We start from the raw sequence: 25163 nt of genomic DNA on the forward strand, positions 1-25163 counted from the left end.
GGGAAGTGGGCGCAGGGGGCGGGTTCGCTTCCTCTTGATGGCACTCGGATCCGCGCTCGGGGTGGCCTGCCTTGCCGCAGTGCTGACCATCCCGTCGATCCTCACCGCGCATGACGCTCGTACGGCTGCCCGGGAGCCACGGCCAGGCGGTAGCAACACCCTTTATCGCGAGTTCCGGGACCCGTACGGGTCGCAGCCACTCCATCGGGTCTTCGTCGCTCGTAATGGCCCCGGGGCGATGCCGGTGCCACCCGGCATCGACAAGCTTCCCGAGGCCGGTGAGGCGATCGTTTCGCCGAAGCTCGTCGAGATCCTGGCAGCCAACCCGCAGGCAACCGGTCTTTTCCCTGGTCGCGTAACCGGCACCATCGCGCCGGCGGGATTGGGCGACTCGGACGACCTGTACGCCTACATCGGCACCACTCCGGACGAGCTGAGCGGAGCAGAGCAGCTCGGTAGCTTCGGCACCGGCCGGTCGTGGCGGCAGATCGTCGACCCCTCAACCCTCGACATCCTGCGCTTCACCCTCGGGTGCATCGTGCTCCTCCCCCTCGTCATTTTCCTCTCGGTCTGCGCACGGCTCTCTGGGGAGTCCCGTGCGCGACGCCTCGCCGCCCTTCGGCTCGTCGGGCTCAGCGTGAAGGACACACTGCGGGTCAATGCCGGGGAGAGCATGGTCGCCGCGTTCGTCGGAGCCGTGCTCGGGGTCGCCGGGTATCTCGGCGTCAACGAGGTCATGGCGCGGGTCGGGTTGCCGGGGCTGCACTGGTATCCGGCGGACGGACGGCCCCGGGCGTCAACGATTGCCGTGTGTCTCCTCGGGTGTCCGGCGCTCGCATGGGTCGTGGGCCAGTTCAGTGCGCGGCGGGCCGCCCTGTCGCCGATCAGCGTCCGTCGGACCGGGGAACGCAAACCACCGAGGATCTACGGGACACTGCTGCTGATCCCAGGGGTGGGTGTCATCGGCGGGTATTGCGTTCTCAGTGTCATGGGGCGCGACCCCTCCGGGGGTTCTGCCAGTTCCGTGCTCGTTCCTGCCGCCGTGTTGTTGACCGGTGCCGGTCTCGTCTTCGGTTTGGCTCCGATTACTGCGTGGCTCGCGCGGCGGCTAGCCGGGGTGGCGAAGTCGCTGCCAGTGGCGTTGGCGATGCGGCGTACGGAGGTCGATCCGGGGTCATCGTTGCGGGTTGCCACCGGTCTCGTGCTGCTGGTTTTCGGAGCCTCGCTCACTCAGGGAGTGCTCGTCGAACTGGACCAGGTCAGTCGGCGGACTGCGCCCGTTCAGGAGTACAAGATCAGCCTCAGTGATCTGAGCCCCAAGCAAAGGCAGCAGCTCACACTGGTCCCTGGAGTGCGGATGCAGGTGCCTGCGTACAGCTCATGGGATCCGCTAGACGGCACCTTGCGGCCGCACGTCGACCTACTGGTCGCCACCTGTGCCCAACTCACCGCAACAACTCGGTGGGCAAGAGGCTGTGTGGACGGAAGGATCATGCAGCTGCACGACGCCAACTCGGCGTACGCGGAGGACCCTCAGCCTGGTGACCGATTCCCCTTCGAGACACGCGACGGGCGAAAGGTCATTCTCACCGTTCCTCCTGAGCGGATCAGCATGAGGGCATACCAGCCGTCCGTCTTCCGCACGAGTGCCTTGCTCGTACCGCCCTCCCTCCTGCCCCCCAACCTCGCCGACGCCGACGGCACTCTCACCCTCGTCAGCGCCGCCGACCCCGCCACCATCCGTTCCGTTCTCGACGGGATCGGGGCCATCGCGCCCACCGCGTCCGTCGATCCCGTCGGGATCGTGATCGATTCGCTCGCGCAGCTCGCTGTGATTCGGAGTCTGCTGGCCGTCGGGATGGTGCTCGGGCTGGTGATCGGGGTCGCCGCGTTCGTCGTGTCCGTTGCCGATCGGGCCATGGAGCGGCGCGCGCAGGTGACCGCGCTCGCGTTGTTGGGGGCTCGGGCCGGGACCTTGCGGGTGGTGCAGGTTTTGCAGGTCGGGTTGCCGCTGGTCGTGGGGTTGGGGGCGGCGATCGTCACCGGGTGGCTCGCCGAGTCCAGCTATCTGATCACCGGGGGTGGGGCCGTGCATTGGGACTGGGAGGGGCTGCCGCTGCTCTTCGCCTGTGCCCTGGGCGTCCTGTGCGCCGCCGCCCTCGCCTCCGTACCCATGGTCCGGCGGCACATCGATCCCGAACACATTCGGCGGGATTGATCTTGCGTTCGGCGATGAGTTCCGGGTGCAGTGGGGGTCCTACCTTCAGTTGCTCACTTCACCCAGGAGATCACCGTGGCCGAGAACACCCCCAAGGGTCCCGCCAGCTACTTCCCCTCCATCGAGAAGAAGTACGGGCGGCCCGTCGCCGAGTGGCAGGAGATCATCCGGTCCTCGCCGCTCACCAAGCACATGGAGCTCGTCTCCTGGCTCAAGGCCGAGCACGGGCTCGGGCACGGGCACGCCAATGCCCTCGTCGCCCATACCCTCGCCGAGGGCAAGTAGGGCGAGTACGGGACGCAGCCTCAGGCCACCAGTTCGTGGGCCGTGCGGCGGTGGACGCGCGGCGCCAGGATCAGGGTCGCCGCCGAGGCCGCCGAGCCCACTACCAGGGCCGTCCACCACAGGACGCCCGGGCCCAGGGTCGTGTAGGCGGCGACGCCCACCGTGAGGGCCGCGAAGCGGGCCACGCCCCAGGTCCAGCTGAAGGCGCCCTGGTAGCGGCCCCGGGCGTGCGCCGGGGCGAGGTTGGCGACGACTCCGGCGGCGATGCCGGCGACCACGACCTCGCCGAGGGACCAGACCACGACCGACACCGTGTAGCCGACGATCCCGTCGGCCAGGCCGGTGAGCGCGACGCCCACGGCGATCAGCGCACTGCCCGCGCTCTGCACCACGAGCTGCGGCAGCTTGGCCAGCCGGGCGGTCACGAAGGGCTGGAGGGCGACCACCAGGACCGCGTTGACCGCCGCCATCGCCCCGTACACCGCCGGGGAGAGGCCACTGTCGCGGACCGCGAGCGGCAGCGCGACCTCGGTCAGCGAGTACACGAAAAGCTGGATGCCGAAGAGGGGGAGGAGGAGCAGGGTCAGGCGGTCTCGGAGGATTACTCCGTAGCCGATGCCGGCCTTCTTCCCGTCCTTCTTCCCGGACTTCTTCCCGTCCTTCTGCTCGTTCGTCTGCTCGTCCGTCTGTCCGTCATTGGGCTTCGGGGTCTTCGCTCGTGCCGGTTCCTTCAGGCGCGTCGCCACGACCACCGCGTACAGCAGCATCGAACCCGCGTCCACCGCGAACAGCAGCCAGTAGCCGTGGGCCGCGAGGTAGCCGCCCAGGACGCCCGCGACCGCCGTGCCGATGTTCACGCCCCAGCCGAAGAGGGCGTACGCGCGCTGGCGGCGTTCGCTGTCGACCGCGTCGGCCAGCAGCGCGTACGCCGCCGGGGACACCGTGCTGCCCGCCGTGCTGATCAGCAGCGACGCCGCCGCCATCGTCCACACCCCGGGCGCCAGGAACAGCGCGCCCTGCGCCGCCGCCGCGCCGATCAGGCCGATCAGCATCGTCGGCCTGCGGCCGATGCGGTCGGCGAGGATGCCGCCGACCGCGGGGCCGATGAGGTTGCCCGCGCCGAGGGCGCCGAGGACGTACGAGGTGTCGGTGCCGGTCACTCCGCGCGCGGCGAGGAAGAAGACCAGGAACGGCGTGACGAGGTAGCCGAGGCGGTTGACGATCGTTCCGGCGAAGATCGTCCAGACGACGGGCGGGAGACCGCGGAAGGAAGTGGGCATGGGGAGATGGTGTGGGTTCCCTCTGCTTCTCCTCCAATGATTAAGCTCAGCCTGAATCCAATCAGTGCTTCGTGACGATCAGGGCGGTAACTCCATGGAATCCGGGCTCCGTTTCTCCGCCGCCGACCTCGCCCAGACCCGCTTCGCCGTCTCCCCCATGTGGGAGGTCGTCACCAGCTTCCGGCTGCTCGTCCGGAACTCCGACACCTCCCCCCACCGCCGCTGGGCCGCCCAGGTCCGCCCCCGCCTCCTCCGGGCCGGGCTCGACCGCGGCTGGCTCGCCACCCTCGTCCCCGCCCACGGCTACCTCGCCGACTTCCTCAACCCCACCCCCACCGGCCCCTTCCCCACCCTCGACGCCGAGCTCGACGCCATCCGCCGCACCCCTCCCGAGCAGGTACGCGACGACCTCCGGCGGCTCGGGGTGGAAGGCGGCGACGAGCCCCGGCGCCGGCTGCTGCACGAGGCTCCCGAGGCCGCCCTCCGCAAGGTCGCCGGCGAGGTCGACACGTACTGGGAGATCTGCCTCGCCCCCTACTGGGCCCGCATCCAGAAGCTTCTGGAGGCCGACGTCTTCCACCGGGCCCGCCAGGTCGCCGAGCACGGTTCCGCCCGGGTCCTGAGCGAGCTCCACGAGACCGTACGGTGGGACGACGGCACCCTGCGGCTCGTACGCCGCCACTGCGCGCTCACCCGCGACGAGGCCGGCTCCGGGCTGCTGCTCATCCCCTCCGCCTTCGCCTGGCCCCAGGTCCTCACCCGGTCCGTCCACCCCGATCCGCCCCAACTCGCGTACCCCGCCCGGGGAATCGGCACCCTGTGGGAACCCCGTACCACCGCCGCCACGGACGCCGTCGCCGCCGTCCTCGGCCGCTCCCGCACCCTCCTGCTCACCGAGCTCGACACCCCGGCCTCCACCACCCAACTCGCCACGCACTGCGGCCTGTCCGCCGCCGGCGTCTCCCAGCACCTCATCGCCCTGCGGAACGCCGGCCTCGTCACCGCCCACCGCAGCGGGCGCTCCGTCCTCTACGCCCGCACCGCCGTCGCCGACCAGCTCCTCAATCCGTGAATCCGTAGGCGGGTCGGGGAGGATGGGGGGATGACTGATTCTTCGGGGTTCCCCTGGTCCGAGCGGGTCGTCGTGCGCGACAACGTACGGCTGTCCTGTCGCGACTGGGGCGGCTCCGGGCCCGACGTACTCCTCCTCCACGGGCTCGCCGGGCACGCCGGGGAGTGGGACGCGACCGCCCGTACCCTCCGGGACGCCGGATACCGGGTCCTCGCCCTCGACCAGCGCGGGCACGGCAGCAGCGAACGGCGGCCCGCGGACGTCTCGCGCGCCGCGTACGTCGCCGACGTGGTGGCGGTCGTGAGCGAACTCGGGCTCCACCGGCCCGTGTTGATCGGGCAGTCCCTCGGCGGGCACACCGCGCTGCTCACCGCCGCCGCCGATCCCGAGCTGCCGAGCGCCCTCGTCCTCGTCGAGGCCGGGCCGGGCGGGTCGAACCCGGGTGTGCAGGACGCCATCGGGGAGTGGTTCACCGCCTGGCCCGTGCCGTTTCCGTCGAGGGAGGCGGCCGTCGCGTACCTCGGCGGCGGGAAGCAGTCCGTCGGGGAGGGGTGGGCGAACGGCCTCGAAGAGCGCGGCGACGGGCTGTGGCCGCGCTTCGACGCCGACGTCATGGTCCGGTCCCTCGACGAGAACGCCACCCGCGTCTTCTGGGACGAGTGGGCGGCGATCACCTGCCCCACCCTCGCCGTCCTCGGGCAGGGCGAGCAGGGCGGGATCATCGGCGACGAGGAGTACGCGGAGATGGCCCGGCTCCTGCCCGGACTGCACGGGGTCAGCGTGCCCGGCACGGGACACGACGTGCATCTGGAGCGGCCCGAGGTGCTGCACGCGCTGATGACGGGATTTCTGGGCCGAGGCCCGGCCTGGGGGCTGGGCTGAGGCCCGGCCTGGGGGCTGGGCTGAGACCCGGCCTGGGGGCTGGGCTGAGGCCGGCCCGCGACGCGGCGCCCGTGCCCGGTCCGGGCCCGGCACCTCACACGGGTCGGTAATGCTCGCCGAAGAGTCGTGCGACGAGTTCGCCTCGGCTGGAGACCTCTGCCTTGCCGAAGACGGCCTTGAGATGGTCGCGCACGGTATGCGGGGAGATGAACAGCGTCGCGGCGATCTCGGCGGTGGGCAGTCCGCGCGTGATGAGCTGGGTGATCTCCAGCTCGCGCGGCGTCAGGCCGTACGCCTCCGCTATGAGGACCGCCCGGTCGGTGGCGGCCGCCGGCTCGATGACGAGTGCCACGGGACCGGGTCGCCCGGCGGGGCCGCTGAGACAGGAGGCGTGGCAGGTCAGCCAGCGGCCGTCAACGGTCCGGATGCGCGTCCTCGCGCCGCCTGCCCGGTCGCGGCCCCGGGCGATCGCCCGTGCCTGTAGTGCGGTGGCGACCACCCAGATCGGCAGCCTCAGGCCCAACTGCGAGGGGATGGAAGGGCCTTCAGGGAGCTGTGAGAGGTACTGCCGTGCCTCTTCGTTGATCGACGTCGGCTCGCCGGAGGGATCGAAGAGCACCAGTCCGGGCGCGGGTGCGTCGGTTCCGCCGCCGGACGCGGACGGGCGGGCGAACCGGCGCACCCGCGAGGCCAGCGGAGCGGACAGGCCGGCGAGCAGTGTGGTCTCGGCCGGGCCGAACGGGGCGCCACCGCCCATGCGGAACAGGCTCACCACGGCCCAGGGCCGGTCGCCGACCCGCAGCACGGCCCGTAGCTCGTCGTCCACGCCCTGGCTCCCGAGGAGCCGGCGGAAGCGCGCGCTGCGCGCGGGCAGGTCGCCGGTGGCCGCGCGCAGACCGGCCACCGGGACGGTGGCGCGGGCGAGGTCCCTGAACGGGAGGACGTTCTCCTCCAGGAGTTCGCTTTCCCAGTACTCGGCGCAGCGCTCGCCGGAGCCGAGGTTCTCCACCAGCATCGGCGCGGTGACGAGACCGGTTTCCGGGTCGGTGGCCGCCCAGACGGCCGAGTCGAACGGAACGAGCCGTCGCAGCCTGGCGGACGCCCGGCTGAAGAGTTCGCGTGTGTCGGTGGCCCGATCCGCATCCGACAGCACCTTGGCGTGACCTGACAGCACCTCGGCGTGGCGGCGCGCATCGGACATGGAGATCCCTCCGGTGGTCTGGACGCAGGTCAGCCTTCCCGCCCTCCCGTCCTGCACCAACCCCCCGTTTGAGGGGGTTATTTCCCGACGGTCACCCCTCACGGGGGATGGGCCTCGGCACTGGGGGCGGCGAGTCTCGACGAGGCCGCGGTTCTTTCGGCGGCAGCCCGGAACGTGAAGGGAAGAAGGAAGAACATGGACATCGCCATCGTCGGAGCGGGCGCTGCCGCGGTCGGTCTGCTGGACAGCCTGGCGGCCACCGCCGACGGGCCTGGGGCCGTCACGGTGTTCGAGCCGTCCCCGCATCTCTGGCGTGGCCGCCCGTACGGCCCTGACCTGGACACGGTGCTGGTCAACGCACCACCGGCCATCATGTCGATCCGCCACCTGGACTTCGGGCACTACGCGGCCTGGCTGGGTACGCGTGCCCCGGCTCACCTCGACGAACGGCTGGGGCGGCCGCTGGTTCCGCGCGCGCTCTACGGCGAGTACCTGGCACACACCGCGGAGACGGCGTTGGACACCCTGCGCGAAGCCGGCCGGCGGGTGCGGGTCGTCACCTCGCGCGTCATCGGGGTAGCCCGGTCCGGGGCCGACTGGTCGCTCCGTACGGAGGACGGACGTGGGCACGAGGCCGACCACGTGGCCTTGTGCGTGGGCGGGGGGATGCCGCAAGACCACTACGGCCTCGGCGGCGCCTCCGGTTTCGTGGACGATCCGTACCCGCTGGCCCGCACACTCGACCGGGTCGCACCCGGCAGCGACGTCGCGGTCGTCGGGAGCGGTCTGACCGCGGTCGACGTCGTCGTGTCGCTCGCCGCGCGCGGGCACACCGGGCCGATCACGCTGCTGTCCCGCGGCGGCGTGCTGCCCCACGTCTGGCAGCGCCCGGTCGAGCACCGGCCGCGGCATGTGACCGCCGAGCGGGTGGCGGCGCTGCACCGGCGGCAAAATACCGTCCGCCTCGATGACCTCATCGGGCTGCTGCGCGCCGAACTGGCCGATGCCGGAGAGGACTTCGACGCCTTCGCCGCCGACCTGCTGGCGACCACGACCGAGGATCCGGTCCGGCGCCTGCGGGCGCAACTGGACGCCGTCGACGACTCCAGGATCGGCCGCCGGGTCCTCCAGGAGACAGCGCACAGCGTCGGCCCGTACGCGTGGCGGCTGCTGCCCGAGCCCGACCGTGAGCGGCTGCGGCGCCACTTCCGCACGGCGACGAGCGTGGCCTCACCGATGGTCCCGGTGAACGCCGCCACCATGATGCGGCTGCTGGACTCCGGGCAACTCTCCGTCGCCGCGGGCATCCGCAAGATCGAGGCGGCGGACGGGGTGTTCCGGGTGCGCCGCGACGACGGCGAAAGCACCTTCGACACCGTCGTCAACGCCGTGAACCCGCCGCCGCGGGCGATCCCTCGGGGGGCCGGGCAGTTGGTCACGGCCCTGCTGGCCGACGGCTCCGCCGAGCTGCACCCGGCCGGTGGGCTGGTGCCGGCCGACCCACGCCTGCACGTGGTGGGAGACCTCGCCGGGGGCGGTCCGTTCATCACGTCCAGCATCGCGGGCATAGCGGCCCAAGCGGCACGGGCCGCGCAGACGATCGTCGCGGCGGGCGCCAAGGGAGCCACGCCTTGACCGGGTGGAGACCCGGCCTGGGGCCCGCCCGCGCCCGCTCTTGCCTTCGAGTGCACTCCAATTCCTAGAGTGCGGCGCATGCGCTATCGAACACTCGGCGGGACCGGGATCGACGTCAGCACCTACTGCCTCGGCACCATGATGTTCGGTGCCGTCGGCAATCCGGACCACGAGGACTCCGTACGGATCATCCATGCCGCCCTCGACCAGGGCATCAACTTCGTGGACACCGCCGACATGTACTCGGCCGGCGAGTCCGAGGAGATCGTCGGCAAGGCGCTGCGCGACTCCCGGCGCCGCGAGGCGACCGTCCTCGCCACGAAGGTGTACTTCCCGATGGGCGGCGAAGGCCCCAACAAGGGTGGTTCGTCCCGTCGTTGGATCACGCTCGCCGTCGAGAACAGCCTGCGGCGGCTCCAGACCGACTGGATCGACCTCTACCAGGTCCACCGGCCCGACCCCCGTACCGACATCGAGGAGACCCTCGACGTCCTCGGCGACCTCGTCACGCAGGGGAAGATCCGGGCGTTCGGCTGCTCCACCTTCCCCGCCGAGGAGATCGTCGAGGCACACGCCGTCGCCGAGCGGCGCGGGCTGCGCCGCTTCCGCTCCGAGCAGCCGCCCTACTCGCTGCTCGCGCGGGGCGTGGAGGCGTCCGTCCTGCCCGTCGCCCAGCGGTACGGGATGGGGGTGCTGACCTGGAGCCCGCTCGCGTCCGGCTTCCTCACCGGCCGGTACCGCAAGGGCGCGCCGATCGACCTGACCAGCGGGCGGGCCGCGCTCACCCCGCACCGCTTCGACCCGTCGCTGCCCGTCAACGCCGCCAAGCTCGACGCCGTCGAGGAGCTCGTCGCGCTCGCGGACGAGATCGGGTGCAGCCTGCCCGAGCTGGCGCTCGCCTTCGTGACCGCGCACCCGGCCGTGACCTCCGTGATCATCGGGCCGCGCACGAGGGAGCAGCTGGAGGGGCTGCTGAAGGGTGCGCCGGTGGTGCTCACGGACGAGGTCCTGGACCGGATCGACGCGATCGTGCCGCCGGGGACGAACCTCTACCCGCCGGACGGCGTCTGGCGCCCGCGCGCCCTCACCGAACCGGCGCTGCGGCGACGGCCGTTGGAGGAGCGCGCGGCGGGCTGAGCGGGTGGCGGGGGCGGGGGGGGGCAGCGGGCAGCGGGCGCCGGGCGTTTCCTAAGCCGGCGCGAACTGCTCCCCGCCCACCACCCTGAGCAGCGCCAGCCGCTCCCCCGCGTCCGTGCCCGGCGGCGGCGTGTGGATCACGAGCCGCTGCTCGCCCTCCGGGGTCAGCAGCACCTGGCAGTCCAGGTCCACGGGGCCGATCACCGGGTGCACGACCCGCATCCGGCTGTGCCGCCGGACCCCCACCTCGTGCCGCGCCCACAGCTCCGCGAACTCCTCGCTCGCCCCGCGCAGCCGCTCCACCAGGCGGACGCACGCCGGGTCGCCGGAGCGGCGGCCGACGGCCGCGCGCAGGTCGGCGACGTGGAGGCGGCTGTAGTACGCGTGCTCCTCGGCCGGGTACGCCGTACGGGCCTCGGGGTCGGCGAACCAGCGCCACACCACGTTCCGCCCGTGCTCGGACACCGTGCACACGCCGCCGAGCAGCGCGCGGGCCATCGCGTTCTGGGCGAGGACGTCCCCGAGGTCGCTCAGGACCTGCGCCGGGGTCGTGTCCAGCTGGTCCAGGAGGTGCAGGAGGCCGGGTGAGACGTGGTCGCCGACCGTGGGCCCGGCGGGCGGGCGGTGGCTGGCGAGGAGGTGGAGGTGGTCCCGCCCGTTCCCGGCGGTCGGCAGAGTCCTCGGTGTCAGCCACTCACCCCCTCCATCGGGAGCAGCGATCATGGCCACCGTCACCGTCGGCACCGCCCGCGAGGGCGTCGAGGCGCTGATCCCGAACATGCCGCCCACCCCCGGCACCCTGCGGCACGTGGCGCTCGATCTGGAGGTCGACATCCGGGAGCTGCTGCCCCGGATCACGGCGGAGACGCTGGTCGTGGGCTGCGCGCAGGACGCGACCGTGCCGGTGGAGCACAGCCGGGCGCTGCACGCGGCGATCGGCGGCAGCTCGTACGCGGAGATCGACGCCGGGCATGTCGTCCTCTTCGAGAAGGAGGAGGAGTTCGTGAGCACGGTGACGGGTTTCCTCGGTTCCTTCGCCGGTTCGGTCCGCGTCTGAAGCCATGCTGGGAGGCATGGGTGAGACACGTACGCGTACGAGAACGATCGACGACGCCGAGCGCAGCGCACGGCTCGCGGTCCGGCACCGGCTGGCCGGGGCCGCGCGGGCGGCGACGGCGGAGGAGGTCGGGGACTCCTTGGTCGCGCTGCACGGGACGGACCCGGCGAGCGTGTTCCTCTCGGTGGGGGCGCGGCTGGCGGGCGACGGAGGGCCGGTCGCGTCGGCCGAGCGGGCGCTGTACGAGGAGCGGTCCCTGATCCGGATGCACGGCATGCGGCACACGATCTTCGTCTTCCCGTCCGCCCTCGCGCCCGCCGTGCGGTCCTCGACGACCCGACCGGCCGCCGTACGCGAACGGGCGCTGCTCGTCCGACACTTGGCGGAGGGGAGCTCCTTCGACGAGGCCTGGCTGGCGGAGACGGAGCGTCTGGTCCTGGCCGAGCTGGCCGTACGCGGGGAGGCGACCGGCACCGAACTGGGCGCGGCCGTACCGAGGTTGCGGGAAACGTACGTGTACGGGCCGGGCACCCGTCAGGAGGGCGTCCAGTCCGTCGCGAGCCGGGTGCTGCGGGTCCTCGGCATGGAGGGCCGGATCGTCCGGGGGCGGCCGCAGGGGACGTGGACGTCGAGCCGTTTCCGCTGGGCGCTCGCGGAGGAGCACGCGCCGGTGCCGGCGGCGGAGGCGCGGGCCGAGCTGATCGGGCGCTGGCTGGCGGCCTGCGGGCCGGCGACCGAGACGGATCTGAAGTGGTGGACGGGGTGGAAGGTCACGGACGTACGCGCGGCGCTCGCCGCGGTCGGGGCGGTGGCGGTGACGCTGGCGGGGTCGGGGGCCGGGTCGGGGGCGGCGTCCGGGTCGGGGGCTGAGGACGGGGCCGGAGGGACGGGTTTCGTCCTGCCGGACGACCTCGACCCCGTACCGGCGCTGGAGCCGTGGGCGGCGCTGCTGCCCGCGCTCGACCCGACCGCGATGGGCTGGCAGGCCCGGGACTGGTACCAGGACCCCGGGCACCGGGCCGCGCTGTACGACCGCAGCGGGAACATCGCGCCGACGGTGTGGTGGGACGGCCGGATCGTCGGCGTCTGGGCGCAGCGGCCGGACGGGGAGATCGTCCACCGGCTCCTGGCCGACGTGGGCGGAGAAGCGGTGCGGGCGATCGGGGTGGAGGCGACGCGACTGGCGGCCTGGGTGGGGGACGTACGGGTGACGCCCCGGTTCCGCACCCCGCTGGAACGGGAGCTCGCCGCGCCCTGATCACCGGCGCCTACTCGTTCTCGCCGAGCCCGGGGACCCCCAGGTCGGCGAGGCCGTTGAGGACGAGGTCGACGCCGACCGCGGCGAGCAGCAGGCCCAGGAGCCGGCCGAGGAGCTCGATGGTGGTGCCCTGGGCGCGGCGCAGGACGCCGGCGAGGAGCAGGACGCAGGCCAGGTCGAGGGCGATGACCGCCGCGTACGCGAGGACGACGGTCGAGCGCCAGCCGAAGGAGTCGCCGGAGGCGCCCCCGATGAGGATCGCCGTCATGGCGAGCGGGCTCACGACGTACGGGGTGAGCAACTCGCGCACTCCGCTGACCAGGTCGGGGGCGTCCTTGTGGGCGCTGACGGGGCCGATGTGGAGGCCGAGGACGAGCCCGAGGGCGTAGAGGAAGAAGATGATGCCGCCCGCGAGCATGAGCGCGGGCGTGCTGATGTGGAAGAGGTTCAGCAGCCACGGGGCCGTGATGCCGGTGCCGAGACCGACCAGGACGGCCAGACCCGAGGAGACGAGGGCGATGGAGCGCAGCTGGCGGGCGGGGTGGATCTGGGAGAGGGCCGCGAAGGAGAGGAGCACCTTGGGCGGGCCGACGACGGAGAAGAAGGCGATGAAGGCGGTGGAGAAGCTGAGTGCGTGCACCCTGGAATCATGGGACGGTCGGGTGATTTCTCCCGTCTTTCCGGCCTTTGCCCGCGCGGTGTCGAGAATCGCCCGTCGGCTCCGATTCTCCTGCGAGAGGCAGAACCGGCCACGGATGTGAGGAGGACGTCATGAAGTACCTGGTGATGGTGCAGGGCTCGCAGATCGACTACGAGGCGATGGTGGGGCGCGGCTCCGCCGGGAGCCCCGCCTGGAGCAAGGCGGACCTCAAGACGATGTTCGAGCACATGAACGCGATCAACACCGAGCTGACCGCCAAGGGCGAGATGCTCGACGGCCAGGGCCTCGCCGCCCCGTCCACGACCCGCTTCGTGACGGTGGACGGCGAGGGCAAGCCGGTCGTCACGGACGGCCCGTACGCGGAGACCAAGGAGGTCCTCGCGGGCTACTGGCTCCTCGACTGCGCCTCCCTGGACCGCGTTACGGAGATCGCCGCCCAGGTCGCCCGCTGCCCGGCCCCGGCCGGCTCCCCGGAGTACGCGGTGGTGATCCGCCCGGTCGACGAGACCGGTCCGACGCAGGACTGAGCACGCGGATCCCGGCCCGTCTCCGTCTCCGTCTCCGTCTCCGTCTCCGTCTCCGTCTCCTCAGTGCACCCCGTGGGGGCCGCCCGTGTGGCGGGGGGTGCCGTGGGGGATGAGGAAGGGGGCCGTCAGGGCCGCTGTGGCCGCCGTGGCCGTGCAGAGGGTGAAGGCCACCGTGAAGCCCGTCGGCGTCGGGTCCGTGGTGGCCGTGAGGGCCAGGGTGGAGACGGCGGCGACGCCGATGGAGCCGCCGACCTCGTGGAAGGTGTTGACGATGCCGGAGGCGAGGCCGGCCTCGTGCGGGGCGATCAGGCCGAGGGAGGTCGTGGTCGCCGCGACGAAGACCGCGCCGAGGCCGAAGGAAGCCGTGGCGAGGGCGGGCAGGAGGGTCGCCCAGGGGTTGGCGCCGGGGGGCAGGAAGGTCAGCGGCAGGCAGCCCAGGGCCGCCAGGGCCAGGCCGCCCGTGGCGCAGGCGCGCGGGCCCGCCGTCGTCACGAGGCGCGAGCCCAGGTGGGCGCCGATCGCGGTCGTGAGGGCGATCGGGAGGAAGAGCAGTCCGGTGCGGAAGGCCCCGAGGCCGTACACGTGCTGGAGCTGCATCGAGCCCAGGAAGAAGAAGGAGATCAGGAGCGCGGTCGCGACCAGCATGAGCAGGGAGCCCGCGACGACCGGGCGCCGCGTCAGCATCCTGAGGTCCATCAGCGGGGCGCTGCTCGCGCGCTCGACCGCGGCGAAGATCCCGTAGAGCACGAGCGCGCCGAGCAGCGGCAGCAGGGTCGCGGCGGAGGCCCAGCCGGAGTCGCCCGCCTGGACGAGGCCGTAGACGAGCGCGCCGGTGGCGGTGGTCACGAGGAGCGCGCCGGGGGCGTCCAGGCGGGCGTTCGTGCGCCCGGGCCTGTTGTCCGGGAGGACCTTCGGGAGGGCGACCAGCAGGGCCAGGCCCACCGGGACGTTGACGTAGAAGATCCAGGGCCAGCCCGGGCCCTCGGTGAGGGCTCCGCCGAGCAGGACGCCCACGGCCGAGCCGGTGCCGCCGATCGCCGCCCAGGCTCCGAGGGCCTTGGCCCGCTCGGCGCCGTGGAACGCGGTCGTGACGAGGGCGAGCGCGGCCGGGGAGAGGAGCGCGGCGCCGACGCCCTGGGCGATGCGGCCACCGAGGAGGACGGGGGCGTTCGCGGCGAGGCCGCAGACCAGGGAGGCGGTCGTGAAGAGCGCGAGGCCGGTCAGGAGGACGCGGCGGGCGCCCAGGGCGTCGGCGAGCCGGCCGCCGAGGAGCATGAGTCCGCCGAAACAGAGGGTGTACGCCGTGACGACCCAGGTCAGGGCGGTGCGCCCCAGGTCGAGGTCGGCGGAGAGGGCGGGCAGGGCGACGTTCACGACGGTGACGTCGAGGATCAGCATGAACTGGGCCGCGCAGATCAGCGCGAGGGCCGTCCAGCGGCGTGGGTGGGGTCGCGGGTGGGCATGGGTGTGGGCCGACACGTCGAGCTGAGGCTTCATAACTGAACTGTACGGCACAGTACAGTTGAACTCAACGGTACAGTTCGGGTTGTAGGGTGACGGGTATGAACGCGCAGCCCTCGGACGTTCCCGCCGCCGTCGCCGCCCCCAAGCCCGCACCCAGCGGGGCCCGCGCCGCCCGCAAGCGCCAGGCCGTCGTACGGGCCGCCCGCGATCTCTTCCTCCGCGAGGGCTTCGGCGTCGGCATGGACGCCATCGCCGCCGAGGCGGGCGTCTCCAAGGTCACCGTCTACAACCACTTCGGCAGCAAGGAAGCGCTCTTCACCGCCGTCGTCGCCGGCGCCCTCGACGAGCCCCTGGCCGCCGGAGGAGAGGAGGCGGAAGGGCCGGACCTCGCCCTGCTCGTCGCCGCCGAGGGGCCCGACGCGCTCAAGGCCGCCCTCACCGAGGCCGGCCACGCCTGGGCCCGGGCCGTACGCGCCGACGACGAGGGCCGCGCGCTGCGCACCCTCGTCGCCACCGAACTCCACCGCTTCCCCGAGCTGGGCCGCGCCTGGCGCGCCCACGGCCCGGCCGGTCACCACCCCGCCGTCGCCGACGCGCTGCGCACCCTCGCCGACCGGAGCCTCCTGGACATCCCCGACCTGGAGGTCGCGGTCCTCCAGCTCTACTCGCTGCTCGTCTTCCCGCAGATGGTCTTCGAGCAGTACGGGACGGAGCTCGCCGAGGAGCTGAGCGAGCGGCTCGTCACGGACGGGGTCGAGATGTTCCTCCGCCGTTACGCGGCCTGAGACGGCCCGTAGACACGTCGCTACGCCTCCTGGCGCAGGCGTGCGAGCGTCGCGTCGAGGGTCGGCCCGCCGTTCTTCGTCGCGCGGTTGTACGGGAGCTTCCCGAGCATCAGCGCCATGCCGCAGGTGTCGGTGAGCGCCGAGAAGACGAGCCCGCCCGCGACGCCCGCCGAGAGCAGCTGGAACGCGGGGTGGACGAGGAGACCCAGCGCGAGGCCGAGCAGGACGAGCGAGCCGGCCACGAGCCTGACCTGCCGGTCCATCGCCCAGACCGGCTTCGCCGCGGCGCCCGCCGGGCGGTCGAGGCCGTGCCCGCGGGCCGCCCAGCCGCTCGTACCGCCCGCGAGGTCGATCGCGGCGACGCCGTGCGCGGCGAGCCGGGCGCAGGCGTCGGCCGAGCGGCCGCCCGACTGGCAGACGACGAGCAGCCCGCCGCGGGCCGCCGCCTCCCGGAGCTCGGGCACGGCCCGGCCGAGCCGGTCGAGCGGGACGTTGAGGGCTCCGGGGACGTGCCCGGAGGCGTACTCGCCGGGTGTCCGCACGTCGACGACGGTCAGCTCGGCCAGCCGCTCGCGGGCCTGGTCGGCGTCGAGCGAGAGGGGTTCGTTCATGGCAGGTGTCATCCTTGGTCTTCGGCGTAGCCCCGTGCTGGGGAGTAAATTACCCCCTGGGGTATCTGTGGAGGAGTAGTCGTGGAACTCGATCTCGCGGGCGCGGAGCTCAAGGCGGTACTGAACCGGTTGCGCCGGGCCCAGGGCCAGATCGCCGGCGTCATCCGGATGATCGAGGAGGGACGGGACTGCGAGGAGGTCGTGACCCAGCTCGCCGCCGCCTCCCGCGCCCTCGACCGGGCCGGGTTCGCGATCATCGCGACCGGGCTCCAGCAGTGTCTGACCGACATCGAGGACGGCCGGAAGAACGGCGAGGACCGCGATGCCATGCGGGCGCGCCTGGAGAAGCTCTTCCTGTCGCTGGCCTGAGAGGGCGCGGAAACGCCGAGCACCCCCGGGGAATCCCCGGGGGTGCTCGGCGTTTCGGGATCTCGTAGTTTCGGGATCTCGTACCTCAGTCGTCCACGAGGCCCTTCAGGCGCTTCGCGATCCGCGTCAGACGCGCGCCCTGGTAGCGGGCGGCCTGGAGGACGTTCTCCTCCGGGGCGCCGTTGGCGCCGGGGTGCGAGGTGCCGTAGGGGTTGCCGCCGGCCGCGTAGACGCTCGGGTCGGTGAAGCCGGGCGAGACGATGACCGAACCCCAGTGGTGGAAGGTGTTGTAGAGCGCGAGCAGCGTCGACTCGTTCCCGCCGTGGACGTTGTGGGCGCTGGTGAAGGCGGTCGCGGGCTTGTCCGCCATGACGCCGCGCTGCCACAGGCCGCCCGAGGTGTCGACGTACTGCTTGAGCTGGGCGGCGACGTTCCCGAAGCGGGTCGGGGAACCCAGCGCGTACGCGTCCGCCCACTCCAGGTCGTCCAGCGTGGCGGTCTCCACGTCGGCGGTGGCGTCGACGTGCGCGCGCCAGGCCGGGTTCGCGTCGATCGCGGTGGCCGGGGCGAGCTCGGGCACCCTGCGCAGGCGCACGTCGGCGCCGGCCTTCGAGGCGCCCTCGGCGACGGCCTGGGCCAGCTGATGGACGGCACCAGTGGACGAGTAGTAGATGACGGCGACCTTGACGGACATGACGAACTCCCTCAACCGGATTCTTTTCCGCTTCGATGCTTCGAGGTTAAACGGATGGCTATCCGCTTTGCAAGGGCAGCGGGTATGCTCACATCGAGGAGCGACCGAGGGGGGACGCGAGCGCAGGCGAGTGCACGCGGGCGAGTGAACGCGGGCGAACGAACGACAGGAGTCGGCAGATGAGCACGAGAGAACCGCGGGCCGGGGACACGGCCGCGACGGCCGCCGCGCCGATGCTCAGCCTGCTCCCCACCGCCGGCGGCAGCCCCGCCCCCGAGCGCGCCGACGCCGCCCGCAACCGGCGGAAGATCCTCGACGCGGCCGCCCGGATCGTCGCCGAGGACGGCCCCGACGCCGTCACCATGAACCAGGTCGCCCACGCCAGCGGCATCGGCGTCGGCACCGTCTACCGCCGCTTCGGCGACGTCTCCCAGCTCCTGTGGGCCCTGCTCGACGACCGCGAGCGCCAGTTCCAGGAGGCGTACATGAGCGGCCCGCCGCCACTCGGGCCGGGCGCCCCCGCCGCCGAGCGGCTCGACGCCTTCCTCGACGCGCTCGTCGACCGGGTCGGCGAGCAGCGCGAGATCCTGCTCGCCGCCCACTCCGCCGCACCCCGCGCCCGCTACCACAGCGGCGCGTACCGGGTGATGCACACCCATGTCGCCCTGATCATCGGCGAGTTGAGGCCCGGCTCTGACGCCACACTGCTCGCGCACCTGGCGCTCGCGTCGTTCTCGCCGGACGTCATGCACCATCTGACGGTCGAGCAGGAGCTGTCGAGCGAGCGCTTGAAGGCGGGCGTGCGGGAGCTGTTGACCCTGCGGGGCTGACACCCTCGGCACCCGGCGATCAGACCCCGGCCCTCAGACCCCGGCGATCAGACTCCGGCGATCAAGCCCCGGGTCCGCCCAGCGCCGCCAAGCCGTCCAGCGTCCGCGCGAGCCCGAAGGCGTACGCGTGCTCCGCGTCGTACACGCCGTCGTACGCGATCGCCGACGCCTCCCCCACCCGCGCCGCCAGGGGGAACCTGGTCTCGTCGAAGACCCGGGCCAGCAGCGGCTCGTGGGTGTCCCACCACTCCGCGTCGGACATCGCGCTCTCCCGCTCCACGGCCCGCGCGTCCAGCTCCGCCCGCGCGCTCGCCTGGACGGAGCCGAGGAGGTACGTCAGCGCCGAGTCGCGCGCCACGTCGTCGAGCCCGAGCCCCTCGAAGGCCCCGAGCTCGTACTCGTACTTGGCCATCACCCCGGGCCCCAGCGGCGCGCGCACGACCCGCAGGTCGACCAGCCAGGGGTGGCGCAGATGCAGCGCCCGGTTCGCGTCGGCGACCGCCGTCACCCGGGCCCGCCACGGCTCCTCCGGGGCGAACGGCGGCCGCTCCATCCGGAGGAAGGCGGCGTCCAGCATGAGGTCGATCAGCTCGGCCTTGCCGGGGACGTACGTGTAGAGCGTCATGGGGGTCACGCCGAGGCGCTGGGCGACCGCCCGCATGGTCACCGCGTCGAGCCCGCCGCCGTCGGCGAGGTCGAGGGCCGCGTCGACCACCCCGTCGACCGTGAGGCCCTGCCGGGGGCCGCGCCGCCCCGCCGGGGCGCCGGAGCCGTCGCGCCACAGCAGCTCCAGGGTGCGCGCCGGGTCGCCGGCTCCACTGCGACCCTTCCCCTTCGTCTCCGTCATGACGGCCATTCTCGCAGGTCAATAACTGTTTTCCCTAACTTTGTACACCGTATAGAGTAACCTGTCCTGAGCGCATCGGAGATGCATCGGAGAGCCATGGGACGACCGCCGGAGGGCACACGCATGAACCACCCCGTCGCAGCGGACAGCCACCACGTCATCCAGGTCCGCGGGGCCCGGGAGAACAACCTCAAGAACGTCGACGTCGACCTCCCCAAGCGCCGCCTCACCGTCTTCACCGGGGTCTCGGGCTCCGGGAAGTCCTCGCTCGTCTTCGGCACCATCGCCGCCGAGTCGCAGCGCCTGATCAACGAGACCTACAGCGCCTTCCTCCAGTCCTTCATGCCGTCCCTGTCCCGCCCGGACGTCGACGGCCTGCACAACCTGAGCGCGGCGATCGTCGTCGACCAGGAGCGGATGGGCGCCAACTCCCGCTCCACCGTGGGCACCGCCACCGACGCGTACACGATGCTGCGGATCGTCTTCAGCCGCCTCGGCACCCCGCACGTCGGCACCTCGGGCGCCTTCTCCTTCAACCTGCCCGAGGGCATGTGCCCGCGCTGCGAGGGCGTCGGCCAGGTCTCCGACATCGACGTCGACGAGCTCGTCGACCGCACGAAGTCCCTCAACGAGGGCGCCCTCACCGTGCCGGGCTATGCCGTCGACTCCTGGATGTGGCAGATCATCGCCCACTCCGGCTTCTTCGACCCCGACAAGAAGCTCGCGGACTTCACCGAGCAGGAGTGGGAGGACTTCCTCCACAAGCCGTCCTGCAAGGTGAAGGTCGGCAGCAACAACTTCACCTACGAGGGCCTCGTGGTGAAGCTCCAGCGGACGGTCCTCTCCAAGGACCGCGAGTCCATGCAGGCCCACATCCGCGCCTTCGTCGACCGGGCCGTCGTCTTCCGCACCTGCCCCGACTGCGAGGGCACCCGGCTCACCCGGGCCGCGCTGTCCTCCCGTATCGAGGGGGTCAACATCGCCGAGTGCTCGGCGATGCAGATCAGCGACCTCGCCGCGTTCCTACGGAAGATCGAGGACCCCTCGGTCGCCCCGCTCCTCGCGAGCCTCCGCGAGCTGCTCGACTCGCTCGTCGAGATCGGCCTCGGCTACCTCTCCCTCGACCGCTCCTCCGGCACGCTCTCCGGCGGCGAGGCGCAGCGCGTGAAGATGGTCCGGCACCTCGGCTCGCCCCTCACGGACGTCACGTACGTCTTCGACGAGCCGACCACCGGGCTCCACCCGCACGACATCCAGCGGATGAACGACCTGCTCCTCCGCCTGCGCGACAAGGGCAACACCGTCCTCGTCGTCGAGCACAAGCCCGAGGTCGTCGAGATCGCCGACCATGTCGTGGACCTCGGGCCGCGCGCCGGGACCGCGGGCGGCGAGATCTGCTACAGCGGGAACGTGGCGGGCCTGCGCGGCTCCGGCACCCTCACCGGCGACCACCTCGCGCACCGGGCGAAGCTCCGCCCCGAGGTGCGGACCGGGACCGGCTCCCTCACCATCACGGGCGCGAACCAGCACAACCTCAAGGACGTGAGCGTCGAGATCCCCACCGGGGTCCTGACCGTCGTCACGGGCGTGGCCGGCTCCGGCAAGTCCTCCCTGATCCACGGCAACCTGCCGGGCCGCGCGGGGGTCGTCGTCGCCGACCAGTCCCCCATCCGCGGCTCGCGCCGCTCGAACCCGGCGACGTACACCGGGCTCCTCGCCCCGATCCGTACGGCCTTCGCCAAGGCGAACGGCGTCAAGGCGGCGCTCTTCAGCGCCAATTCGGAAGGCGCCTGCCCGCACTGCAACGGCCTCGGGCTCGTCTACACCGACCTGGCGATGACGGCGGGCGTGGCCTCGGTCTGCGAGGCGTGCGAGGGCAAGCGGTTCACCGCCGAGGTCCTCACGTACGAGCTGGACGGGAAGAACATCCACGAGGTCCTGTCGATGTCGATCGAGGAGGCGTACGACTTCTTCACGGCCCTCGGGGCGAAGAGCCAGGCCCGCACGATCCTCGGCCGGCTGAAGGACGTCGGCCTCGGCTACCTCCGCCTCGGCCAGCCCCTCAACACCCTCTCCGGCGGCGAGCGCCAGCGCCTCAAGCTCGCCATCCACATGGCGGAGAAGGCCGCCGTCTACGTCCTCGACGAGCCGACCACCGGCCTGCACATCGCCGACGTCGACCAGCTCCTCGCGCTCCTCGACCGCCTCGTCGAGGCCGGCAACACGGTCGTCGTGATCGAGCACCACCAGGCGGTCATGGCGCACGCCGACTGGCTGATCGACCTCGGCCCGGGCGCGGGCCACGACGGCGGCCACATCGTCTTCGAGGGCACCCCCAGCCGGCTCGTCGAGAAGGGCGACACCCTGACCGCCCGCCATCTGCGGGAGTACGTGGGCGGCTGACCACCCCCGTACGGGTCCGCCCGCTCCGTGGACGGTGGTGGACCGGGAGCGGGCCCCGGCCGCAGGATCGTGGCATGACCACGTACCTGATCCTGCACGGGTTCCAGAACCACCGTCCGCCCGAGCACTGGCAGCACTGGCTCGCCGGGGAGCTGCGGGCGCGCGGCCACGAGGTGCGCTACCCACAGCTGCCCGACGCGGACGCGCCCGTCCTGGAGGACTGGCTCGCCGCGCTGGAGGAGCACGGTGAGCGGCCGGCCGACGGGGAGTTCGTGGTGCTCGCGCACAGCCTGTCGGTGCTGCTGTGGCTACGGGCCGGGGAGCGGCGGCCGGACGCGGACCGGGTGCTGCTCGTCGCCCCGCCCTCACCGCCGGTGACCGCGTCGATCCCGGCGATCGCCGCGTTCGCCGACGGGCTCGACCTGGCGGAGAAGGGCCTGGCGGAGACGGGCGTACGGGTACGGCTCGTGTACGGGGACGGGGACCCGTACTGCCCCGAGGGCGCGGACGTCCACTACGGCACCCCGCTCGGTCTCGACACGGACCACGTCCCGGGCGGCGCGCACCTCAACCCCGACTCGGGGTACGGGGAATGGGCCTCGGTCCTTGGATGGTGCGAGGACCCGGTGGCGCGCGTCAAGGGTCGGTAGCCTCGGGCGGATGTACCCCGAGACCGCACCGTACGACCAGGGCCTGCTCGACGTGGGCGACGGCAACCTCATCCACTGGGAGGTCTCCGGCGACCCGGCGGGCCGGCCCGCGCTCGTCGTGCACGGCGGGCCGGGCTCCGGATCCTCGCCGCGCAACCGGCGCTACTTCGACCCGGCGGCGTACCGGCTCGTCCTCTTCGACCAGCGGGGCTGCGGGCGCTCCACCCCGCACGCGAGCGACCCGGCCGCCGACATGTCCGTGAACACCACCGCGCACCTGGTGGCCGACATGGAGCGGCTGCGCGAGCACCTCGGGATCGACCGCTGGCTGCTGTTCGGCGGCTCCTGGGGATCGACACTGATCCTGGCGTACGCGGAGGCGTATCCCGAGCGCGTGACGGAGATCGTCATCGCGTCCGTCACGACCACCCGACGCTCCGAGACGGCCTGGTTGTACGAGGGCGCCGGCCGCTTCTTCCCGGAGGCCCATGACCGCTTCCGGGCCGGCGCCGACGGGGCCGCGACCGACGGGGCCGCCGAGCTCGTGGGCGCGTACGCCGCCCTGATGAACCACCCCGACCGGGCCGTACGGGAGAAGGCCGCGGCCGACTGGTGCGCCTGGGAGGACACGGTGCTCTCCATGGAGGGCAAGGGCACCCCGTACACCGACCGGGTCGACGACGCCCGGCTCGGCTTCGTCCGGATCTGCGCGCACTACTTCGCCCACGGCGCCTGGCTGCCGGAGGGCGCGCTGATCCGCGACGCGCACCGGCTCGCCGGCATCCCCGGCGTCCTGGTCCACGGCCGGCTCGACATGGCAGGCCCGCCCACCACCGCCTGGGAGCTGTCCCGCGCCTGGCCGGACGCCGAGCTGCACGTGGTCGAGGACGCCGGGCACCTGGGCGGCGAACAGACCCGGGACCTGATCCTGTCGGCCATGGACCGCTTCGCGATGGGGTGAACCCACCATGCGGGCGCACGGCGGCGGCGGGATGATCGAAGCATGAGTTCCCAGGCAAGCCCCGAGATCCATCTCGCCCAGCAGCCCGAGGCCGACGCCCTGCTCGGGCGTTCGCCGCTCGCCGCGCTCGTCGGCATGCTCCTGGACCAGCAGGTCCCGATGGAATGGGCGTTCTCCGGCCCGTACACGATCGCCTCGCGGCTCGGGGCGGACGATCTCGACGCACACGAGATCGCCGCCCGCGACCCGGAGCAGTTCGCCGCGCTGCTCTCCGAGAAGCCGGCCGTGCACCGCTTCCCGGGGTCGATGGCCCAGCGCGTGCAGCAGCTCTGCCGCTTCCTGGTCGAGGAGTACGGGGGCGACGCCGAGGCCGTCTGGGCGGACGCAGCGACCGGGAAGGAGCTGCTCGCGCGGCTCGAAGCGCTGCCGGGTTTCGGGAAGCAGAAGGCGCAGATCTTCCTGGCGCTGCTCGGCAAGCAGTACGGGGTGCGGCCCGCGGGCTGGCGGGAGGCGGCGGGGCCGTACGGCGAGCGGGACGCGTACCGCTCGGCCGCCGACATCACCGGGCCGGAGTCGCTCGCGAAGGTGCGCGCGCACAAGCAGGAGATGAAGGCGGCGGCGAAGGCGGCAAAAGCCGCCAAAGATCCCAAACCATCCGGGAATCGATAATTCCAGATGTCAATCCTGCTCAAGGTGACAGGAATTGCGCAGAACCTGTTCACAGAACCCCCCACAGATCGCTAACTTCCCCTCAACCTCGTCCGTTTCGGGAAGGACTTCTGTGAACGCAACCCAGCGCCGTGCCGCGGCCATCCTGGCCGCTGCCGCCCTCGCCACCCCGCTGGTCCTCGCCTCTCCCGCCACCGCCGGCCAGGACCCCGCGGCCGCGCCGGCCCGCGATGCCGCCAAGCTGGCGAAGAAGCTGGTCCGCGAGACGTCCGGCAAGGACGCCTTCAAGCACCTGCAGATGTTCCAGGCGATAGCCGACTCGTCCGGCGGCCACCGCGCGGCCGGCACGCTCGGGCACGACGCCTCCGCCGCGTACGTGTACGCGCAGCTCAAGAAGGCCGGCTACAACGTCTCGTACCAGAAGTTCGACTTCCTCTACACGGAGACGCTCGCCGAGAAGGGCTCCGTCGTCTCCCCGGCGCCCCGCACGCTCGACGTCAAGGCGATGACGTACACCAAGTCCACCCCGGTCGGCGGCATCACGGCGGCCCTCGCGGCCGTGCCCGTCGACGCCGACGGCACCACCGGCTGCGAGCCGGGCGACTACGCCTCCGGCACCTTCACCGGCAAGATCGCGCTGATCAAGCGCGGTGGCTGCTCCTTCGCGATCAAGCAGGAGCAGGCCGCCGCGGCCGGCGCCACCGCCGCCCTGGTCTACAACAACGTCGAGGGCGCCCTGTCCGGCACCCTCGGCGACCCGGCCGCCGGAAAGCTGCCGACCGGTGGCATCACCCTGGCCGAGGGCACGGCGCTCGCCGCCGACCTCGCCAAGGGCCCGGTCTCGCTCTCCCTGGAGATCCGCCAGCTCCAGGAGAAGCGCGTCACGAACAACGTCATCGCGGAGACCAAGGGCGGCAACGCCGCCAACACCGTGATGCTCGGCTCGCACCTCGACTCCGTCACCGCCGGCCCCGGCATCAACGACAACGGCTCCGGCTCCGCCGGTCTCCTCCAGACCGCCCTGGAGCTCGCCCAGTCGAAGGACAAGGTCCGCAACAAGGTCCGCTTCGCCTGGTGGTCCGCGGAGGAGAACGGCCTCCTCGGCTCCGACCACTACGTCAAGAACCTCACCGCGCTCGACAAGAGCGAGATCAAGCTCTACCTCAACTTCGACATGATCGCCTCGCCGAACTACGGCCTGTTCGTCTACGACGGCGACAACTCGGACAACGTCGGCGAGGGCGCGGGCCCGGCGGGCTCCGCCCAGCTGGAGCGCGACATCACCGACTTCATGGACGCGCGCGGGGTCCCGAACGAGGGCACCGACTTCTCCGGCCGCTCGGACTACGGCCCGTTCATCAAGGTCGGCATCCCCTCCGGCGGCACCTTCACCGGCGCCGAGGGCATCAAGACCGCCGCCCAGGCCGCCAAGTTCGGCGGCACGGCGGGTGTCGCGTACGACGTGAACTACCACGCCAAGGGCGACGACCTGAAGAACGTCAACATGAAGGCCTTCGACGTGAACATCGACGTCATCGCCAACGCCGTGGGCACGTACGCCCACGACATCTCCTCCCTGCGCAAGCCGGTCGTCTCCGTCCCGACCACCGGCGGCACGGGCAGCGGCGGCGGCCTGCACGACGACCACCACGAGGTCACGGAGTAAG

25 protein-coding genes are annotated in these 25163 nt (G+C 72.2%); 17 read left to right on the plus strand and 8 right to left on the minus strand.

Going from position 1 to position 25163, the window contains the following annotated elements; translation table 11 throughout:
* Window positions 1-37 precede the first annotated feature (37 nt).
* Both ACIBG6_RS17325 and ACIBG6_RS17330 read left to right on the plus strand, forming a co-directional pair.
* Window positions 38-2218, plus strand: a complete 2181-nt coding sequence (locus tag ACIBG6_RS17325; protein ID WP_399223447.1) for an ABC transporter permease — start codon at window positions 38-40, stop codon at window positions 2216-2218.
* Window positions 2219-2293: 75 nt separating this feature from the next.
* Window positions 2294-2503 (plus strand): DUF4287 domain-containing protein, encoded by a 210-nt coding sequence (locus tag ACIBG6_RS17330; protein WP_399223448.1) that lies wholly within the window; start codon window positions 2294-2296, stop codon window positions 2501-2503.
* Window positions 2504-2523: 20 nt separating this feature from the next.
* Here ACIBG6_RS17330 and ACIBG6_RS17335 read toward each other — a convergent pair whose 3' ends face one another.
* Window positions 2524-3783, minus strand: coding sequence for an MFS transporter (locus tag ACIBG6_RS17335; RefSeq protein ID WP_399223449.1), 1260 nt, complete (start codon window positions 3781-3783; stop codon window positions 2524-2526).
* Between the two features lie 94 nt (window positions 3784-3877).
* Between ACIBG6_RS17335 and ACIBG6_RS17340 the strand changes: the two genes are divergently transcribed.
* Window positions 3878-4855 (plus strand): DUF5937 family protein, encoded by a 978-nt coding sequence (locus tag ACIBG6_RS17340; RefSeq protein ID WP_399223450.1) that lies wholly within the window; start codon window positions 3878-3880, stop codon window positions 4853-4855.
* Window positions 4856-4885: 30 nt separating this feature from the next.
* Window positions 4886-5737, plus strand: coding sequence for an alpha/beta fold hydrolase (locus tag ACIBG6_RS17345; RefSeq protein ID WP_399223451.1), 852 nt, complete (start codon window positions 4886-4888; stop codon window positions 5735-5737).
* Between the two features lie 94 nt (window positions 5738-5831).
* Here the strand turns inward: ACIBG6_RS17345 and ACIBG6_RS17350 are convergent, their stop codons facing one another.
* Window positions 5832-6938, minus strand: coding sequence for a LuxR C-terminal-related transcriptional regulator (locus tag ACIBG6_RS17350; RefSeq protein ID WP_399223452.1), 1107 nt, complete (start codon window positions 6936-6938; stop codon window positions 5832-5834).
* 195 nt (window positions 6939-7133) lie between these two features.
* On the opposite strand from ACIBG6_RS17350, the gene ACIBG6_RS17355 reads away from it, so the two are divergent.
* Together ACIBG6_RS17355 and ACIBG6_RS17360 are read left to right on the plus strand one after the other, a co-directional pair.
* Window positions 7134-8573 (plus strand): FAD/NAD(P)-binding protein, encoded by a 1440-nt coding sequence (locus ACIBG6_RS17355; RefSeq protein ID WP_399223453.1) that lies wholly within the window; start codon window positions 7134-7136, stop codon window positions 8571-8573.
* Window positions 8574-8651: 78 nt separating this feature from the next.
* Complete coding sequence (locus ACIBG6_RS17360) at window positions 8652-9710, plus strand: aldo/keto reductase (RefSeq protein ID WP_399223454.1); 1059 nt, start codon at window positions 8652-8654, stop codon at window positions 9708-9710.
* A 51-nt stretch (window positions 9711-9761) separates the two neighbouring features.
* On the opposite strand, the gene ACIBG6_RS17365 is transcribed toward ACIBG6_RS17360, so the two are convergent.
* Window positions 9762-10433: a transcriptional regulator gene (locus ACIBG6_RS17365; RefSeq protein WP_399223455.1), complete on the minus strand. Its 672-nt coding sequence runs from the start codon at window positions 10431-10433 to the stop codon at window positions 9762-9764.
* Between ACIBG6_RS17365 and ACIBG6_RS17370 the strand changes: the two genes are divergently transcribed.
* Complete coding sequence (locus ACIBG6_RS17370) at window positions 10432-10767, plus strand: alpha/beta fold hydrolase (protein ID WP_399223456.1); 336 nt, start codon at window positions 10432-10434, stop codon at window positions 10765-10767. The genes ACIBG6_RS17365 and ACIBG6_RS17370 overlap by 2 nt on opposite strands.
* A gap of 16 nt (window positions 10768-10783) precedes the next feature.
* Window positions 10784-12025, plus strand: a complete 1242-nt coding sequence (locus ACIBG6_RS17375) for a winged helix DNA-binding domain-containing protein (RefSeq protein WP_399223457.1) — start codon at window positions 10784-10786, stop codon at window positions 12023-12025.
* A gap of 10 nt (window positions 12026-12035) precedes the next feature.
* On the opposite strand, the gene ACIBG6_RS17380 is transcribed toward ACIBG6_RS17375, so the two are convergent.
* Window positions 12036-12665, minus strand: a complete 630-nt coding sequence (locus ACIBG6_RS17380) for a MarC family protein (protein ID WP_399223458.1) — start codon at window positions 12663-12665, stop codon at window positions 12036-12038.
* Between the two features lie 131 nt (window positions 12666-12796).
* On the opposite strand from ACIBG6_RS17380, the gene ACIBG6_RS17385 reads away from it, so the two are divergent.
* Window positions 12797-13213: a YciI family protein gene (locus ACIBG6_RS17385; RefSeq protein WP_399223459.1), complete on the plus strand. Its 417-nt coding sequence runs from the start codon at window positions 12797-12799 to the stop codon at window positions 13211-13213.
* Between the two features lie 60 nt (window positions 13214-13273).
* Here the strand turns inward: ACIBG6_RS17385 and ACIBG6_RS17390 are convergent, their stop codons facing one another.
* Complete coding sequence (locus tag ACIBG6_RS17390) at window positions 13274-14710, minus strand: MFS transporter (RefSeq protein ID WP_399223460.1); 1437 nt, start codon at window positions 14708-14710, stop codon at window positions 13274-13276.
* Between the two features lie 65 nt (window positions 14711-14775).
* Here ACIBG6_RS17390 and ACIBG6_RS17395 point away from each other — a divergent pair, with 65 nt between their 5' ends.
* Window positions 14776-15462 (plus strand): TetR/AcrR family transcriptional regulator, encoded by a 687-nt coding sequence (locus tag ACIBG6_RS17395; RefSeq protein WP_399223461.1) that lies wholly within the window; start codon window positions 14776-14778, stop codon window positions 15460-15462.
* Between the two features lie 20 nt (window positions 15463-15482).
* Here the strand turns inward: ACIBG6_RS17395 and ACIBG6_RS17400 are convergent, their stop codons facing one another.
* A complete protein-coding gene (locus ACIBG6_RS17400; protein WP_399223462.1) occupies window positions 15483-16073 on the minus strand; it encodes a rhodanese-like domain-containing protein in 591 nt (196 codons plus the stop codon).
* Window positions 16074-16154: 81 nt separating this feature from the next.
* On the opposite strand from ACIBG6_RS17400, the gene ACIBG6_RS17405 reads away from it, so the two are divergent.
* The gene (locus tag ACIBG6_RS17405; RefSeq protein ID WP_141299218.1) at window positions 16155-16442 is read left to right on the plus strand and encodes a metal-sensitive transcriptional regulator; all 288 of its coding nucleotides are present in this window, start codon (window positions 16155-16157) and stop codon (window positions 16440-16442) included.
* An 85-nt stretch (window positions 16443-16527) separates the two neighbouring features.
* Here the strand turns inward: ACIBG6_RS17405 and wrbA are convergent, their stop codons facing one another.
* Window positions 16528-17136 carry an NAD(P)H:quinone oxidoreductase gene (gene wrbA, locus ACIBG6_RS17410; RefSeq protein WP_399223463.1) on the minus strand — a complete coding sequence of 203 codons (609 nt, stop codon included), beginning with the start codon at window positions 17134-17136 and terminating at the stop codon, window positions 16528-16530.
* Between the two features lie 179 nt (window positions 17137-17315).
* On the opposite strand from wrbA, the gene ACIBG6_RS17415 reads away from it, so the two are divergent.
* Window positions 17316-17966, plus strand: coding sequence for a TetR/AcrR family transcriptional regulator (locus ACIBG6_RS17415; RefSeq protein ID WP_399223464.1), 651 nt, complete (start codon window positions 17316-17318; stop codon window positions 17964-17966).
* A 61-nt stretch (window positions 17967-18027) separates the two neighbouring features.
* Here the strand turns inward: ACIBG6_RS17415 and ACIBG6_RS17420 are convergent, their stop codons facing one another.
* Complete coding sequence (locus tag ACIBG6_RS17420) at window positions 18028-18822, minus strand: TetR/AcrR family transcriptional regulator (RefSeq protein WP_399223465.1); 795 nt, start codon at window positions 18820-18822, stop codon at window positions 18028-18030.
* A 114-nt stretch (window positions 18823-18936) separates the two neighbouring features.
* On the opposite strand from ACIBG6_RS17420, the gene ACIBG6_RS17425 reads away from it, so the two are divergent.
* From ACIBG6_RS17425 to ACIBG6_RS17445, 5 genes are all read left to right on the plus strand, one after another.
* The gene (locus ACIBG6_RS17425; RefSeq protein ID WP_399223466.1) at window positions 18937-21216 is read left to right on the plus strand and encodes an ATP-binding cassette domain-containing protein; all 2280 of its coding nucleotides are present in this window, start codon (window positions 18937-18939) and stop codon (window positions 21214-21216) included.
* Between the two features lie 74 nt (window positions 21217-21290).
* Window positions 21291-21866 (plus strand): RBBP9/YdeN family alpha/beta hydrolase, encoded by a 576-nt coding sequence (locus tag ACIBG6_RS17430; RefSeq protein ID WP_399223467.1) that lies wholly within the window; start codon window positions 21291-21293, stop codon window positions 21864-21866.
* Window positions 21867-21876: 10 nt separating this feature from the next.
* Window positions 21877-22827: a prolyl aminopeptidase gene (gene pip, locus ACIBG6_RS17435; protein ID WP_399223468.1), complete on the plus strand. Its 951-nt coding sequence runs from the start codon at window positions 21877-21879 to the stop codon at window positions 22825-22827.
* Between the two features lie 42 nt (window positions 22828-22869).
* Complete coding sequence (locus ACIBG6_RS17440) at window positions 22870-23496, plus strand: HhH-GPD-type base excision DNA repair protein (protein WP_399223469.1); 627 nt, start codon at window positions 22870-22872, stop codon at window positions 23494-23496.
* Window positions 23497-23608: 112 nt separating this feature from the next.
* Window positions 23609-25162, plus strand: a complete 1554-nt coding sequence (locus ACIBG6_RS17445; protein WP_399223470.1) for a M28 family metallopeptidase — start codon at window positions 23609-23611, stop codon at window positions 25160-25162.
* Window position 25163: the final 1 nt, after the last annotated feature.

The organism is Streptomyces sp. NPDC050842, from assembly GCF_044456565.1.
GTDB lineage: Bacteria > Actinomycetota > Actinomycetes > Streptomycetales > Streptomycetaceae > Streptomyces.